The following is a 15,472-nucleotide window of genomic DNA, read 5'->3' on the forward strand; positions in this document are numbered from 1 at the left end:
CATGAACGCGACCACCACCCGCGGGGCTCTGCTCGCCGCCCTCGCCTGTGTCCTCGTCGGAGGCTCCTTCACCGCCAACAGCGTCCTCGGCCACTACCCGTACGCGGGCGGCCAGTTCCTGCGCTACGGCCTCGCCTGCCTGCTGCTCCTGCCCCTGGTCGGCCGGGGCGGCACGGCGCCGCTGCGCTGCCTCACGTCCCGTCAGTGGGTACGTCTGGCCGCCCTCGCGGCCGTCGGCATGGTCGGCTTCAACCTCTCCGTGATCGCCGCCGAGCGCTCCGCGGAGCCGGCGGTGCCGGGCGTCTTCGTGGGCTGTGCCCCGGTGGTCGTGGCGGTCGTCATGCCCCTTGTGGAGGGACGCCGTCCGCAACGCCTCGTCCTGTGCGGTGCGTCGCTCGTGGCCGTCGGCGCCTTCACCGTGCAGGGCTGGGGTCGTGCGGACGGTGCGGGGATCGCCTTCTCCTTGAGCGCGCTGGCCGGTGAAGTCGGGTTCGCCGTGCTCGCCGTGCCCGTGCTGCGTCCGCTCGGCCCGAGGCTGCTGTCGGCCGTCGTCTGCGCGATGGCCGCGGCCGAGTCCGCGGCGGTGGGACTCGTCGTGGACGGCACGGCATGGCTGCGCACCCCGGACCGCACCGAGGCCGCCGCACTGCTGTGGCAGGCGGCGGTCGTCACGGTCGTCGGCTTCGTCTGCTGGTACATGGGCATGCAGCGCATCGGCGCCGAGCGCGCGACCCTCTTCTCCGGCCTCATCCCCGTCGCGGCGGCCTGCACGGCGCCCCTGGTCGGCACCGGCTCGTACGGCGCCGTCCAGGCCGCGGGCAGCGGGCTGGTCGGAGCCGGAGTCGCCCTGGGTTCGGGCGCGTTGCGGCGCGGCGCCGGGCGCTCAGCGACTGCCGTCCAGGACGACCCGCGCGACCAGCGCCGGATCGTCGTTCATCGGGACGTGCCCGCAACCGGGCAGCCGCACCAGCCGGGCCCTGGGGATGATCTGCTTCGCCCGCACCCCCTGGCGGCGGACCAGGAGCCGGTCCTTGGTACCCCACGCCACGGTGACCGGCACGGCGGGGATGTCGTCCGTGAACTGGACGGTGGTGCCCGCCTTGAGGGTCTCGGAGAACGCCGCGGCGTTGGCCAGGGCGAGCGTCTCGGCGACGACCGCCTCGGGTGAACGGCGCCCCGGGCGGGCGTAGATGGTGCTCGTCAGCGCGGCGCGGCCGACCGCCGTACGGGACAGCCGCTCGACCACCGGAAGCGGCAGCTGCCGTGCGCCCTGTCGCATCGCCATCAGCACCCCGAAGGCGTACCGCCGCTCGACCGGCGTCCAGAAGCCGGCGGGCGAGAGCGCCGTCACGGACCGCACGAGCTTCTCCCGGCCCAACTCCAGGGCCAGCAGACCGCCCAGGGAGTTGCCCGCCACATGCGGACGCTCGATCCCCAGTGCCTCGCACAGGGCGCCGAGCACGGGCACCACCGTCGACAGGTCGTGCCTGAGCCCGTCGGGCAGCGCGGGGGACTCGCCGAAGCCGGGGAGGTCGACCGCGATGACGTCCCGCTCCGTCGCCAGGATGTCGACGACCGGGTCCCAGGCCTGCCGGTGGTGGCCGATGCCGTGCAACAGAAGCAGCGGCTCGCCGGCGCCCACGCGCGCGTAGGAGACGGTCGCGGTCCGCGGGCCGCGCGGAGAGGGGACACTGAACGAGACCGTGGCGGACATGGGCCGCTCCTTGTCTGGGGACGCACTGACGGACGCTTTCGTAGACAGCTTGTCAGCAACTGCTACCGACGGGTAGCCCCCGGTCACCGTCAACCACGCGCGCGTAGCCCTTCAACGCGCCCTGCGCGCCTCCAGGTTGAACTCCGCGTCCCCGAAGTGCCGGAAGAGGTCCGGGCACGGGTGGACCCCGCGGCCATTGTGCTCCGGCCGACACCGGTTCCGCCTGGACACGGCGGGAGGCGTCGGATGGGATGGAAGCGTGACCACCGACGCCGCGACCGAGGTCTTCGTAGAGCACCGCCCCGTCCTGATGGGTGTCGCCTACCGCATGCTCGGACGGGTGGCCGACGCCGAGGACGTGGTGCAGGAAGCCTGGCTGCGCTGGTCGGGCGCCGACCGCTCCGATGTGCGCGAGCCGCGCCGCTACCTGGTGCGCATCACCACCCGGCTGGCCATCGACCGGCTGCGCCAGTTGCGGTCGCGCAACGAGGCGTACGTGGGGCCGTGGCTGCCCGAGCCCTACCTGACCGACTTCGGCGACACCGTGCCGGACGCGGCGGAGCGGGCCGTGCTCGCGGACTCCGTCTCCCTGGCCGTTCTCGTCGTCCTGGAGTCGCTGTCGCCGCTGGAGCGCGCGGTCTTCGTGCTGAGGGAGGCCTTCGGGTTCCCCTTCGCGGACATCGCGGTCACCCTGGAGCGCAGCGAGGCCGCGGTACGGCAGCTCGCCGGACGCGCCCGCAAACACGTGGACGAGGGGCGGCCGCGGTACGAGGTCGACCCCGCCGAGCGCCGCGACCTGACCGAGCGGTTCCTCGCCGCCGCGGCCGAGGGCGATCTCGAGGGGCTCATGTCGATGCTCGCCCCGGACGTCCGACTGGTCGGCGACAGCGGCGGCCGCGCCCGGGCACCCCGGCGGGTCCTGGAGTCCGCCGACAAGGTCGGGCGCTTCCTCGTCGGCGTCACCCGGAAGGGCGTCGCGGACGTGTCGTTCCGCTCCCTTGAGGTCAACGGCGGTCCGGCGCTGCTGGTCCTGTCCGCGGGCAAGCCCGACAGTGTTTTCCAGCTGGACGTGGCCGACGGCCGTATCCAGTGCGTCTACATCATCCGCAATCCCGAGAAGCTGGTGTCCCTCTCCGCCGGCTAGGGCAGGCGCGTACGACCACGAGGAGCCCCCGTTCTCATGAACGGGGGCTTCCGCTGTGTGACGCGGACATCGCGCGGCGCGAACGCCCTGTGAACGCTCAGCGTCGGCGTACCCGCGCAATCCCCAAGCGATCGAGGATTGGTCTTGACCAAGGGTGGGGGCGGCCCTATGGTCGCAGAGAAAGTGCAACAACCTTTAATAAACAAGGGCGCTAAAAAGCCGCCGGGCCACGGCGATTGCGGAGGACAGGGTGGGGACCACGCAGCTGGAATCGGTACCGGAGCCTAAGTACTGGCATCTCAAGACCGTGCTCAGTGAGGCACTCGACTCCGAGTTCTCGGTGGGCGAGATCCTGCCGAACGAGCGTGACCTCGCGGCCCGCTTCGGCGTCGCCCGCGCCACGCTCCGCCAGGCTCTGGAACAGCTCGAACTGGAAGGCCGGCTCCAGCGCCGCCGGGGTGTGGGCACCACGGTCGCCCCGCCCCGCATGGGGGTGGCCGTCGGGTCCGAGCAGCACACCTGGCCGGGCGCGGCCGGTGACGCCTGGCAGCCCGTGGACTGCACGGTGGCGGCCCCGCCCCCCGCGGTCGCCGGCGTCCTGGAGACCGGCCGGAACGAGCAGGTGCACACCGTACGCCGCTCCCGCGTCACTCACGGACACCCCGTCGCCGCCGAACTGCTCTACATCCCGGACTTTTCGGTGCCCGACCTGTCGGCCATCGACGCACCCTCCGGCGCCGCACGCGCGCGTGCCGTGCTGCGCGAGTTGCAGCGCCTGGAGCTGGAGGGCCAGGACCGGGCCGTGGAGCTGGGCTCGGCCCGCGCCGAGGACGCCAAGGAACTCGACCGGCTGCCCGGCGCGCCCGTCCTCGTCGTCACGACCCGCTTCTTCGCCGAGGGCCGTGCGGCGGCGGTCTCCGTCGCCACGTATCGCGCTGACACATGCCGACTGACCTTCGGTGACTCGGGGGGCGTGGAGATACACCACGACCCGGAGCGCCGGGCTTCCTGAACGGTCCGCGGGACCGGCCACCGAGCCCGCCCGCACCCGCGGCGCCCCGGACAGCCGGACACCCGGTCAGCCGGACAATCCAAGCCGCACCCGTCGCGCCCCGGACAACCCGGGGCGCGACGCTTTTTCCGGACGCGCCGCCTCTTACCCGTGGGGCCTACCCATACGGCTTACCCACAGGGCTTGTCCGAGCGGCCTGGCCAAAGGGCTTACCCCAAGGGCCCGTTCAGCGCCGCGCCGTCACCGTGCCCTCCACCGCGAACAGCTGCTCCTCCACGTGGTCGAGGGCCAGACGCAGCGCCCCGGTCGCCACCGCCGCCTCGCCCAGCATCGACAGGGTCACCTTCGGCGGGCGCAGACAGTAGCGGGCCAGCTCGCGCCGCAGCGGGTCCAGCACGCCGTCCAGGCCCGCCGCCCAGCCGCCGATCACGACCAGTTCGGGGTCGAGGGCCAGGGCGAGGGCCGCCACGTCGTGCACAAGGCGCTGGATGAAGCGGTCGACGGCCGCACGGGCCCGCTGATCCCCCTCGCGCGCGTGCGCGAAGACCTCGGCGACCGCCCGCTCGTCGAGCGGATGCAGGGGCTCGTCGGTGGTCGACAACAGCGTCTCCGGGGTCGCCCCGCGGCCCAGCAGATGCAGCGCGCCGATCTCCCCGGCCGCGCCCCCGTAGCCCCGGTGCAGCCGCCCGCCGATCAGTGCGCCGGCCCCCGGGCTCAGCCCGGCCAGCACGAACACGAGGTCGTCGGACTCGGTCGCCGCGCCCTTCCAGTGCTCGGCGACCGCCGCCGCGTTGGCGTCGTTCTCCACCAGCACCGGGCACTTGAAGGAACGGTTCAGCCGCTCGCCGAGACGCAGCCCCGTCCACTCCGGCAGCGCCGTCCCCAGCCGTACGGTGCCGTCCGCCTCGATGATGCCCGGGCTGCCGACCCCGACGGCGCGCAGGGAGCTGCGGGCGACGCCTGCCCGGCGCAGCAGCTCGGCGACCGCCGTACGCAGCCGCTCCAGCCGCTCGTCCGCCGAGGCGGTCTCGTCGACGTCCTTGGCCATGGCGCCCAGGACCCGGCCGTCCAGGTCCGCGAGGAGCGCGGCCACCCGGTGCGGGCCGATCTCCAGACCCAGCAGATGACCCGCCTCGGCCCGGAACCGGAAGCGGCGGGCGGGCCGCCCCTGGCGCCGGGCGGCACCTTCCTCGGCGGCCTTCTCGACCACGAGCCCGGCCTCGATCAACCCCTCCACGACACCCTCGACGGTGGGCCGGGACAGTCCGGTCACCCGGGTGACCTCGGTGAGCGTCGCGCAGTCGGCGGCACGCAGCGCGTGCAGCACCACCGCGGAATTGATCCTTCGAAGCAGAGAGGGGTCCCCGCCGGTCAGCCGCCCCAACGTCCGTCCTCCCAGCTCGTGCGCGTGTTGGCCGGATCGTACTCGGCGCGGCGGACCCCGGCGAGTGCCGGGCCCGGCCTTCCTGCCGCCGGGCCGCCGTCAGCCCGGCGCCACGAACCCCGACTCGTACGCCGCGATCACCGCCTGGGTACGATCGCGCGCCCCCAGCTTGGCCAGGACGGCGCTCACATGCGACTTCACCGTCTCCGTCCCGACGACCAGCTGCCCGGCGATCTCCGCGTTCGACAGCCCCCGGGCCATCAGCCGGAGTACCTCCCCTTCACGGTCGGTCAGCGCGGCCCGCTCCATCACCGCGCGGGCCGCCCGGTTCCCGCCGCCGTCCCCGTGCTCGGCGGCCAACTGCCGTACCGAGGCCGGGAACAGCAGGGACTCGCCCTCGGCGACCAGCCGCACCGCGTGCACGATCTCGGCCGGCCGCGCCCGCTTCAGCAGAAAACCGTCCGCTCCCGCGCGCAGCGCCTCGTACACGTACTCGTCGTTCTCGAAGGTCGTCACCACGAGGATCTTCGGCGGCCGGTCGACGGTGCGCAGCACGGCGCGGGTGGCCTCGATCCCGTCCATCAACGGCATGCGTACGTCCATGGCGACGACGTCGGGCCGCAACTGCCGCACCAGGGGAATCACCGCCGCACCGTCCGCCGCCTCGCCGACGACCTCGATGTCGGGCTGCGCCTCCAGGACGGCGCGCAGACCCGCGCGGACGAGGGGCTCGTCGTCGACGAGCAGAACGGTGACCGGCACCCGGCCAGCGTAGATCAGCGCAGCGGCAGCTCGACATGCACCTGCCAGTCACCGTCGGCCGGACCCGTCCGGGCCCGGCCGCCGAGCAGTGCGGCCCGCTCCCGTATGCCCCGCAGCCCGCTGCCCCGCAGTCCGCCGCCCGGGCCGGGCCCGGGCGGCCTCGTGGTGAGCGGATTGCGGATCTCCAGGGTGACGTCGGCGTCCTGGACCGCGATACGGACGTGCACCGGGACGCCGCCCGCGTGCCGGATCACATTGGTCAGGGACTCCTGGAGGATGCGGTAGCCCTCGCGGGAGACCGGGCCCGGGACCGACTCCACGGGGCCGGACCACTCGGCCTCGACCTTCGCTCCCGAGGCGCGCGCCGACTCGAGGAGCCGGTCGGCCTCGGCCAGCGTCGGGCGGCTGCTCGCGGGCCGCTCCGCCTCGCGCAGCACGCCGAGCACCCGCTCCAGGTCCTCCAGCGCGGCCCGCCCGGTCTCCTCGATGGCGTCCAGCGCCCGGTCGGTGAACCGCGGATCGCCCGCCGCGCGCGCGGCGCCCGCCTGCACCACCGCCACGGTCAGGGCGTGACCGATGGAGTCGTGCAGCTCGCGGGCGATACGCGTGCGCTCCAGGAGGTGCTCGGTGCGCTCCTCGAGGGCGGCGAGTCGCTCACCGGCCGAGGGGCCGAGCAGACCGCGTGCCACGGCGGTGATCAGCTCACCCAGGCCCACCACCGCCCCGTACAGGACGAGCAACGTCAACGGGATCAGCAGCGCGTACGCCCAGTGGGGATCCGACACCCGGAACAAAGGGTTGTCGACCGGTGCCGGGCCGGTGGCGGACCTGACCAGATCCACGGCGATCGTCGGCAACCAGACGGTCGCTCCCAAGGTCACCGCTCCGAGCGCCATACGCACCTCGAGCCACAGCACCGTCCGCAGCCGGTCGCCCCAAGTCGCCGAGGGCGCGGCCGAGATGGCGGCGTTCCGGCCGCCCCGGTCGCCCGGAGCCAGCAGCAACTGCGCCTGCACGCCCTCGCCCAGCCGCACCGCCGGGATCAGGCCCAGCGGAATGAGCACGAGCGCGGGCATCCACCACCGCCGCATGTCGATGAACAGCCACACGCTTTCGAACAGCATCGGCACCCACAGGTGCAGCAAGCGCGTGTACGTGGTCCCCCGGCTCAGGGGGCGCAGGAAGCGGCCCATGGGGGCATCGTGCCAGCCGCCCCCGACCACGGACCTCCCCCGGGCGGGGGAGACGATCTCCACCGGCGGGGGAGGCCCCGGCCCCCCGACCGAGGCCACGCTGAGGCCATGACCAGCATCGACGTCCAAGACCTCACCAAGGAGTACGGCACCGGACGAGCCGTGGACCGGCTCACCTTCCAGGTGCTTCCGGGGCGCGTCACCGGCTTCCTCGGCCCCAACGGCGCAGGCAAGTCCACCACCATGAGGCTCGTGCTCGGACTCGACCGTCCCACGTCCGGCACCGCCACCGTCGGTGGCCGCCCCTACGCCGCGCTCCATGAACCCCTGCGTCAGGTGGGAGCGTTGCTCGACGCACGGGCCGCCCACGGGTCACGTACCGCCCGGGCCCACCTGAGGGCACTGGCCGCGAGCAACCGCATCCCCGACCGCCGCGTCGACGAGGTGCTGGAGGAGACCGGGCTCGCGTCGGTGGCGCGGCGCCGGGTGAAGACGTACTCGCTGGGCATGCGGCAGCGGCTCGGCATCGCCGCAGCCCTCCTCGGCGACCCGCCCGTCGTGCTGCTCGACGAACCGTCCAACGGCCTCGACCCCGAAGGCATCATCTGGATCCGCGAGCTGCTGCGCCGCCTCGCCCGCGAGGGCCGCACCGTGCTGGTCTCCAGCCATCTGATGAACGAGACCGCGTCCTTCGCCGACCAGCTCGTCGTCCTGGGACGCGGCCGGCTGCTCGCCGACCTGCCGATGCGGGAGTTCATCGACGCGCGCGTGCAGCCCCGGGTACGGGTGCGCACCAGCGACGGCGCCGTGCTGGGCGCACTGCTCGCCCGGCACGGATACGAGGCGGCCGAGGCCGAGGACGGACGGTGGACCGTGCGGCACGCGCGCGTGGCGGACATCGGGCGCCTCGCCTCGGACGCGGGCGTCTCCATCCTCGAACTCGCCGCGGAAGAGGGCACCTTGGAGCAGGCCTATCTCGACCTGACGGCCGCCGAGGCCGAGTTCACGACCCCGACGCAGCCGCAGGAGGCCTGAGCCATGCCCTTCGCACCCGCACTCCACGCCGAGTGGATCAAGATCCGTACGCTGCGGTCACTGGTCGGCGGACTGCTCGCCGTCTTCCTGGTGACCGTCCTCTTCTCCGCGCTCGCCGGGCTCGACTCCGAAGGCCCGGACTTCGACCCCCTGTTCTCGGCGTTCTTCGGCGTCAACTTCGGGCAGATCGCCGCGATCGCGTTCGGTACGACGGCCGTTTCGGCCGAGTTCGAGGGCGGGGCCCTTCAGGTGTCGCTGGCCGCGATGCCCCGTCGCGGCCGCTGGTTCGCGGCCAAGGCCGTCGCGATCGGCGTCCCCGTCCTCGCCGTCGGCCTGGTCACGGGGTTCGTGAGCCTCGCGGTGGGCAAGGCCGTCCTCGGGGCCGAGGCGAGCGGGCTGACCTGGGACGAAGGGCTGCGTGGAGCTCTCGGCTGCGCCCTCTACCTCACGTTGATGGCGCTGTTCGCCGCGGGACTCGCGGCCCTGCTGCGCAGCGGAGTCGCCACGCTGAGCGTGCTCGTCCCGTTCCTTCTCATCGTGTCGTTCGTGGTCGGGGGAGCCTCGGGCACCGCCGCCGACCTGCTGCCCGACCAGGCGGGCCGGCTCGTCCTCCACGAGACGTCCGACAGCGTCCTCGGACCCTGGACCGGTCTGGCGGTGACCGCGCTGTGGGCGGCGGCCGCGCTGTTCGCCGGGGCATGGAGCGTACGCCGCCGGGACGCCTGACCTCACGCACCTGGTGACGCCACACCCATTGTCAGAGGCGACGGGTTTACTGGATCCATGACCATCGAGCAGTGCCTCGCCACGATCGACCTGCTGTGCGCCCGCCCGTTCCCGGCGGAGCACGGCAGGACGGACGTGGGCTCGGGGGGACCGGGCTATCACATCGCCGAGTTAGGGACGAGCGACGGTTACGGGGCGGAGGACTGCTGGGACCGGGCCGAGACGGCGGAGGAGTGCTACGAGCGCGGAGAGGAGGTACGCGATCAGCTGACCGGCCGGTGGGGGCCGTCCGACCACATCGGCCTCCAGACCGTCCAACTGCGCACGGAGACCGAGGACATACCCGAGCCCTGGGTGCACCTCAGCGCACGCGTGGGCGACATCCACCTCTGGCGGACGGAGGGGAACGGCCGCTGGATCGCCCTCGGAGTCGCCGACCGCGACGAGGCGGACGAGATACGGCTCCTGGTCGTCGTCACGGAGATCGACCCTCCCTGACGCCGGCTCACGAGCCGATGCCGGCTCACGCGTCCCGCGCGGCCTCCCGCAACCGTCCGAACTCCTCCGCCATCGTCGCCGCCGTCCAATGCGCGTTCAGCCCGCTGGGGTTGGGCAGCACCCACACCCGACTGGCGCCGATCGTCCGCTCCTGCGGTCCCACCCGCGCCTTCCGGTCGTCGAAGGCCGCCCGGTACGCGGTCACCCCCACCACCGCGAGCCACCGAGGACGCAGCCGCTCCACCTTGGCACCGAGCAGCCGCCCGCCCTCCCGGTACTCCTGCGCGGTCAGCTCGTCGGCACGCGCGGTCGCGCGCGCCACCACGTTCGTGATCCCGAGGCCGTACGAGAGCAACTCGCCCTGTTCCGAAGGCTTCAAGAGCCGCGGGGTGAAGCCGGACAGGTGCAGCACGGGCCAGAAGCGGTTGCCGGGGCGGGCGAAGTGATGGCCCGTCGCCGCCGTCATCAGGCCCGGATTGATACCGCAGAACAGAACACTGAGGCCGTCCGCGACGACGTCCGGTACCAGACGGTCGCGGGCGGCCTCCAGCTCCGCCGGGGTGAACCGGGTCAGAGGATCGCCCCCGGGGTGTAGGCCGCCGCCTCGGGGTGCTGCTTCACGATCTCCTCGATGCGGCCGACGACCACGGCGACCTGGTCGGCGGCGGCGCCCGTGAAGGACAGCTTGTCCGCCATCAGCTCGTCGAGCTGGGCACGGTCCAGCGGGATGCGCCCGTCGGCGGCGAGCTTGTCCAGCAGCTCGTTGCGCTCGGCGCCCTGCTCGCGCATGGCGAGGGCGGAGGCCACGGCGTTCTCCTTGATGGCCTCGTGCGCGACCTCACGGCCGACACCCGCACGCACCGCGCCCATCAGCACCTTGGTGGTCGCGAGGAACGGCAGGTAGCGGTCCAGCTCACGGGCGACGACCGCCGGGAACGCGCCGAACTCGTCGAGCACCGTCAAGAACGTCTCCAGCAGACCGTCGAGCGCGAAGAACGCGTCGGGCAGCGCGACCCGGCGCACCACCGAGCAGGACACGTCGCCCTCGTTCCACTGGTCGCCCGCCAGCTCGCCCGTCATCGAGGCGTAGCCGCGCAGGATGACCATGAGGCCGTTGACGCGCTCGCAGGAGCGGGTGTTCATCTTGTGCGGCATCGCGGAGGAACCGACCTGGCCCGGCTTGAAGCCCTCGGTCACCAGCTCGTGCCCGGCCATCAGCCGGATCGTCTTCGCCAGCGACGAAGGCGCCGCGGCCAGCTGCACCAGCGCGGTCACGACCTCGTAGTCGAGCGAGCGCGGGTAGACCTGGCCGACCGAGGTGAACGCCTGGGAGAAGCCCAGGTGGCGGGCGATCCGCTGCTCCAGCTCCGCGAGCTTGGCCGCGTCGCCGCCGAGCAGGTCGAGCATGTCCTGAGCGGTGCCGACCGGGCCCTTGATGCCGCGCAGCGGGTAGCGGCCGAGGAGCTCCTCGACGCGGCCGTACGCGACGAGCAGCTCGTCGGCAGCGGTCGCGAAACGCTTGCCGAGGGTGGTGGCCTGCGCGGCGACATTGTGCGACCGGCCGGCCATGACCAGCTCGGCGTACTCGCCCGAGAGCTTGCCGAGCCGGGCGAGGACGGACACCGTGCGGTCGCGCATCAGCTCCAGCGAGAGCCGGATCTGCAGCTGCTCCACGTTCTCGGTGAGGTCACGGGACGTCATGCCCTTGTGCACGTGCTCGTGCCCGGCGAGGTCGTTGAACTCCTCGATCCGCGCCTTGACGTCATGCCGGGTGACCTTCTCGCGCTCCGCGATCGAGGCGAGGTCGACCTGGTCGAGGACGCGCTCGTAGTCGGCGATCGCCGCGTCCGGCACCTCGATCCCCAGGTCCTTCTGGGCCCGCAGTACGGCGAGCCAGAGCTGTCGCTCCAGCTTCACCTTCTGCTCGGGGGACCATAGCGTGGCGAGCTCGGCGGAGGCGTAGCGTCCGGCGAGGACGTTGGGGATACGGGGCTTGGCAGGCGCAGTCACGTGTATGGATTCTACTGGCGATTCGTGCAGGCCAGCGCCGCGGGGTTGTTTGTCGGAAGCTACGAAGGCGGCGCGGCCCCGTCCGCGATCTCCGCCAGCACGTCCCCGTGGCACAGCTCGGGTGCGCACCAGCACGCCAGCGTCCTGCCCCGCAGCGCCGGCACCTGGGCCAGCAGCTCGGGGTGCTCCACGAGGTACGCCCGGTACTTGGCCATCACTTCGGCGCGGGTGCCGTCGCGCTTCCGCGTGGGGGTGTCAGGGGCGAACGGGTTGTACAGCGGGTGCTGCGGCAGGTCCCAGTGGCCCATGGTCCAGCGGCGGCCGATGTACACCAGGTCCTCGGGCGCGTCCTCCAGCCGGGGGCCGAAGTCGTGGATGCGGCCCTTCAGGTTGATCACCACGGTGGTCACGCCGGGCTCCCTCCGGAGTGGTTATGCCGCCGGTCCCTCGTACGGCAGCAGCTCGGCCCGCTTGGCCGGGAGCCCGTCACCGGACGAGCGCCCCGTCAGCCGCCGTACGATCCACGGCAGCAGATGCTGCCGGGCGAAGCGGACGTCCACGATCCGGCGCGCGGCCCATCCCGGCGGCAGTGTGGCCGGCATGGGTGTGTGCCACTCCGTATCCTCCGCCTCGTACCCGAGGGTCTGCCACACGGCCTCGGCGACCCGCCGGTGCCCCTCGGCCGTGAGGTGCAGCCGGTCGAAGTCCCACAGGCGGGGATCGGCGAGCGAGGGCGCTCCGTAGAGGTCGACGACGAGTGCGCCGTGTCGGGCCGCGAGGTCGTCGACGCACGCGAACAGCTCCTCCATGCGAGGCCGGAAGCGCTCGAGGACCGGGCCCTGGCGGGCCGGGCTGCGCATCAGGACCAGCTGCTTGCAGGAGGGGGCCAGCCGCTCGACGGCCTCCTCCAGGAGACCGCGTACGCGGCCCATGTCGCACTTGGGCCGCAGCGTGTCGTTGAGGCCGCCGACCAGCGTGATCACATCGGGCTGCATGGCGGCCGCCACGTCCACCTGCTCGGCGACGATCTGGCCGATCAGCTTGCCCCGCACGGCGAGGTTGGCATAGCGGAAACCGGGCGTCCGCGCGGCCATCCGGCCGGCGAGGACATCGGCCCAGCCGCGGTAGGAGCCGTCGGGCAGCAGGTCCGACATGCCCTCGGTGAAGGAGTCGCCGATCGCGACAAGACTGGTGTGGTTGGCGTTCGTCTGCATGGCGTAGGAGATGGTAACCCGCGCCCATACCCGCCGGTCGGTCGGCCGCCGCGAACGCCCTGCCCGGGCATGCGTGGCTGCGACCGGTCGGTCGGCCGCCGCGAACGCCCTGCCGGGCATGCGCCGTCGGGAACGTCCTGCCGGGCATGCGCCGCCGCGCACGCCCCGAGGCTCTCGGCCTCGCTCGCGCAGGGAGGGATCCCCTTGCCCCCCGCCCGGCCCCGCTCACCCGTGCCTACAGGATTCCGCCGGCTTCCTCCGGCCTGATCCGCGGACCGGCCCCGGCCCCGGGACCCCTCACGCGGGCTGCCCGAACAGCTGCCGCAGCACGTCCTCCATCGTCACCATCCCCGCCAGCCGTCCGTCCGACCCGAGGACCGCCGCCAGATGCGTACGGCTGCCGCGCATCGCCGTGAGTACGTCGTCCAGCGGCGTGGTCTCCCGGACGCGGGCGATCGGCCGCATGTCCCGCACCGCGAACGGCACATCGCGGGGCGTGGCGTCCAGCGCGTCCTTCACATGCAGATAGCCGACGATCCGGCGGCCCTCGTCCACCACGGGAAAACGCGAGAAGCCGGACTCGGCCGAGAGCCGCTCCAACTGCTCGGGCGTGATGCCCACGCGCGCGTAGACCACGCGCTCCAGCGGAAGCACGACGTCGCGCACGGGCCGGCGGCCCAGCTCCAGTGCGTCGTGCAGGCGCTCCTGGGCGCGGTCGTCGAGGAGCCCGGCGTCGACGGAGTCCTTGACCAGCCGGGCCAGTTCGTCGTCCGAGAAGGTCGCCGTGACCTCGTCCCTCGTCTCCACACGCAGCAGCTTGAGCAGCCCGTTCGCGAAGGCGTTCACGGCGAAGATCACCGGTCGCAGCGTCCGGGCCAGGGTGACCAGCGGCGGGCCGAGCAGCAGCGCGGAGCGCACCGGCTCGGCGAGCGCGATGTTCTTCGGCACCATCTCGCCCAGCAGCATGTGCAGATAGGTCGCCAGGGTGAGCGCGATGACGAACGACACCGCGTGGCCCGCACCGGCCGGCACGCCCACCGCGTGGAACACCGGCTCCAGCAGATGCGCGATCGCAGGCTCCGCGACGACACCGAGGACCAGGGTGCACAGGGTGATACCCAGCTGCGCCGCCGCCATCAGCGCCGACACGTGCTCCAGCCCCCACAGCACGCTGCGGGCCCGCCGGTCGCCCTCCTCGGCGTACGGCTCGATCTGGCTGCGGCGCACGGAGATCAGCGCGAACTCGGCCCCCACGAAGAAGGCGTTCACGACCAGGGTCAGCAGGCCGATCAGCAGCTGTACGGCAGTCATCGCTCCCTCTCATGGGACACCGAAGAGGCTTCGTCCTGCGCGCCGGGCGCGTGCAGCAGTACCCGCGCCGCCCGCCGCCCCGACGCGTCCACCACGTCGAGCCGCCAGCCGGCGACCTCGACGGTGTCGCCCTCGGCCGGGATACGGCCCAGCTCGGCCGCGATCAGGCCGGCGAGTGTCTCGTACGGCCCGTCCGGCGCCCGCAGCCCCACCCGCGCGAGCTGGTCGATGCGGGTCGCGCCGTCGGCCGAGTACAGCGCGCGGCCGTCGTCGTCCGTGCCGGCCGGGGCCAGGTCCGGTGTCTCGTGCGGGTCGTGTTCGTCGCGGACCTCGCCGACCACCTCTTCGACGATGTCCTCCAGCGTCGCGACCCCGGCCGTGCCGCCGTACTCGTCGATGACGATGGCCATGGTCCGTTTCCCGCCGAGGCGGTCGAGGAGCCGGTCGACGGTGAGGGACTCCGGTACGAAGAGGGGCTCGCGCATCACGCGTGAGACAGGGCGGCGGGTCCGCTCTTCGGCGGGGACGGCCACGACGTCCTTGATGTGCGCGATACCGACGACCGAGTCGAGGTTGCCGCGGTAGACGGGGAAGCGGGACAGCCCGGTCGCCCGGGTCGCGTTCGCCACGTCCTCGCAGGTCGCCTGGACGTCGAGCGCGACGACCTGGACACGCGGGGTCATCACGTTCTCCGCGGTCAGGTCGGCGAGATTGAGGGTGCGGACGAACAGCTCGGCGGTGTCGGCCTCCAGCGCGCCCGCCTTCGCGGAGTGCCGGGCGAGTGCCACCAGCTCCTGCGGCCCGCGCGCGGAGGCGAGCTCCTCCGCCGGTTCGAGTCCGAAGCGGCGTACGACGTGGTTCGCCGTGTTGTTGAGATGCGTGATGAACGGGCGGAACGCGGAGCTGAACAAGCGCTGCGGAGTTCCCACCCGCTTGGCCACGGCCAGCGGCGAGGAGATCGCCCAGTTCTTGGGCACCAGCTCGCCGACCACCATCAGGAACACCGTCGACAGGGCCGTACCGATGACCAGGGCCACCGAGTTGGACACGGAGGGCGAGACGCCGACCGACTCCAGCGGGCCCGCGATCAGTTTCGCGATCGACGACTCCGAGAGCATGCCGACCACCAGGTTGGTGACGGTGATCCCGAGCTGTGCCCCGGACAACTGGAACGTCAGGTTGCGTACGGCCTTGAGGGCGCCCGCCGCGCCGCGCTCGCCGCGCTCCGCGGCCCGCTCCAGCTCGCTGCGCTCGACCGTGGTCAGCGAGAACTCCGCCGCTACGAAGGCGCCGCAGGCCACCGAGAGCAGGATCGCCACCAGCAGGAGGAGCACTTCGGTCATCGGGTCACCTCCGTCCCATGGTCGGCCAGGGAGGCGGAGACCGCGCGATGTCGGCTACGGGGAGGTTCGCCCATGGGCGGACGCTCACACCCTTCCAAAGGGGGGACGGCTGGATCTTCTTCCCAT

Annotated in this window: 15 protein-coding genes and 1 pseudogene; 6 read left to right on the forward strand and 10 right to left on the reverse strand. The window is 72.7% G+C overall.

Annotated elements, in window-relative coordinates; genetic code table 11:
- Position 1 precedes the first annotated feature (1 nt).
- Positions 2-790, forward strand: a pseudogene (locus GTY58_RS36680) (EamA family transporter); the annotation flags it as partial.
- Positions 791-883: 93 nt separating this feature from the next.
- Here GTY58_RS36680 and GTY58_RS36685 read toward each other — a convergent pair.
- Positions 884-1,714 carry an alpha/beta fold hydrolase gene (locus GTY58_RS36685; protein WP_037647019.1) on the reverse strand — a complete coding sequence of 277 codons (831 nt, stop codon included), beginning with the start codon at positions 1,712-1,714 and terminating at the stop codon, positions 884-886.
- Between the two features lie 259 nt (positions 1,715-1,973).
- Here GTY58_RS36685 and GTY58_RS36690 point away from each other — a divergent pair, with 259 nt between their 5' ends.
- Together GTY58_RS36690 and GTY58_RS36695 are read left to right on the forward strand one after the other, a co-directional pair.
- Positions 1,974-2,858 carry an RNA polymerase sigma-70 factor gene (locus GTY58_RS36690; protein WP_010988463.1) on the forward strand — a complete coding sequence of 295 codons (885 nt, stop codon included), beginning with the start codon at positions 1,974-1,976 and terminating at the stop codon, positions 2,856-2,858.
- Between the two features lie 250 nt (positions 2,859-3,108).
- Positions 3,109-3,870 (forward strand): GntR family transcriptional regulator, encoded by a 762-nt coding sequence (locus GTY58_RS36695; RefSeq protein WP_010988464.1) that lies wholly within the window; start codon positions 3,109-3,111, stop codon positions 3,868-3,870.
- A gap of 226 nt (positions 3,871-4,096) precedes the next feature.
- Here the strand turns inward: GTY58_RS36695 and GTY58_RS36700 are convergent, their stop codons facing one another.
- The 3 genes from GTY58_RS36700 to GTY58_RS36710 form a co-directional block, all read right to left on the reverse strand.
- Positions 4,097-5,254 (reverse strand): ROK family transcriptional regulator, encoded by a 1,158-nt coding sequence (locus tag GTY58_RS36700; RefSeq protein WP_010988465.1) that lies wholly within the window; start codon positions 5,252-5,254, stop codon positions 4,097-4,099.
- Between the two features lie 99 nt (positions 5,255-5,353).
- Positions 5,354-6,016 carry a response regulator transcription factor gene (locus GTY58_RS36705; RefSeq protein WP_010988466.1) on the reverse strand — a complete coding sequence of 221 codons (663 nt, stop codon included), beginning with the start codon at positions 6,014-6,016 and terminating at the stop codon, positions 5,354-5,356.
- Positions 6,017-6,030: 14 nt separating this feature from the next.
- Positions 6,031-7,209, reverse strand: coding sequence for a histidine kinase (locus GTY58_RS36710; RefSeq protein WP_010988467.1), 1,179 nt, complete (start codon positions 7,207-7,209; stop codon positions 6,031-6,033).
- A gap of 108 nt (positions 7,210-7,317) precedes the next feature.
- Here GTY58_RS36710 and GTY58_RS36715 point away from each other — a divergent pair, with 108 nt between their 5' ends.
- The 3 genes from GTY58_RS36715 to GTY58_RS36725 are packed head-to-tail and all read left to right on the forward strand — an operon-like array spanning position 7,318 to position 9,468.
- Positions 7,318-8,244, forward strand: coding sequence for an ATP-binding cassette domain-containing protein (locus GTY58_RS36715; protein WP_010988468.1), 927 nt, complete (start codon positions 7,318-7,320; stop codon positions 8,242-8,244).
- A 3-nt stretch (positions 8,245-8,247) separates the two neighbouring features.
- Complete coding sequence (locus tag GTY58_RS36720) at positions 8,248-8,970, forward strand: ABC transporter permease (protein ID WP_010988469.1); 723 nt, start codon at positions 8,248-8,250, stop codon at positions 8,968-8,970.
- 57 nt (positions 8,971-9,027) lie between these two features.
- Complete coding sequence (locus GTY58_RS36725; protein WP_010988470.1) at positions 9,028-9,468, forward strand: hypothetical protein; 441 nt, start codon at positions 9,028-9,030, stop codon at positions 9,466-9,468.
- 25 nt (positions 9,469-9,493) lie between these two features.
- Here GTY58_RS36725 and mug read toward each other — a convergent pair whose 3' ends face one another.
- From mug to GTY58_RS36755, 6 genes are all read right to left on the reverse strand, one after another.
- A complete protein-coding gene (gene mug, locus GTY58_RS36730; protein WP_078234939.1) occupies positions 9,494-10,042 on the reverse strand; it encodes a G/U mismatch-specific DNA glycosylase in 549 nt (182 codons plus the stop codon).
- Positions 10,039-11,478: an adenylosuccinate lyase gene (gene purB / locus GTY58_RS36735; RefSeq protein ID WP_010988472.1), complete on the reverse strand. Its 1,440-nt coding sequence runs from the start codon at positions 11,476-11,478 to the stop codon at positions 10,039-10,041. Before purB ends, mug begins: the two co-directional genes overlap by 4 nt.
- 59 nt (positions 11,479-11,537) lie before the next feature.
- Positions 11,538-11,888: a DUF4326 domain-containing protein gene (locus GTY58_RS36740; protein ID WP_010988473.1), complete on the reverse strand. Its 351-nt coding sequence runs from the start codon at positions 11,886-11,888 to the stop codon at positions 11,538-11,540.
- Between the two features lie 21 nt (positions 11,889-11,909).
- Entirely contained in the window at positions 11,910-12,692 is a 783-nt protein-coding gene (locus tag GTY58_RS36745; protein ID WP_010988474.1) for an SGNH/GDSL hydrolase family protein, read from the reverse strand.
- A gap of 297 nt (positions 12,693-12,989) precedes the next feature.
- Entirely contained in the window at positions 12,990-14,003 is a 1,014-nt protein-coding gene (locus tag GTY58_RS36750) for a hemolysin family protein (RefSeq protein ID WP_010988475.1), read from the reverse strand.
- Positions 14,000-15,346, reverse strand: coding sequence for a hemolysin family protein (locus GTY58_RS36755; RefSeq protein ID WP_010988476.1), 1,347 nt, complete (start codon positions 15,344-15,346; stop codon positions 14,000-14,002). Before GTY58_RS36755 ends, GTY58_RS36750 begins: the two co-directional genes overlap by 4 nt.
- Between the last annotated feature and the right edge of the window lie 126 nt (positions 15,347-15,472).

The organism is Streptomyces sp. SID5469, assembly GCF_009862865.1.
GTDB lineage: Bacteria > Actinomycetota > Actinomycetes > Streptomycetales > Streptomycetaceae > Streptomyces > Streptomyces avermitilis.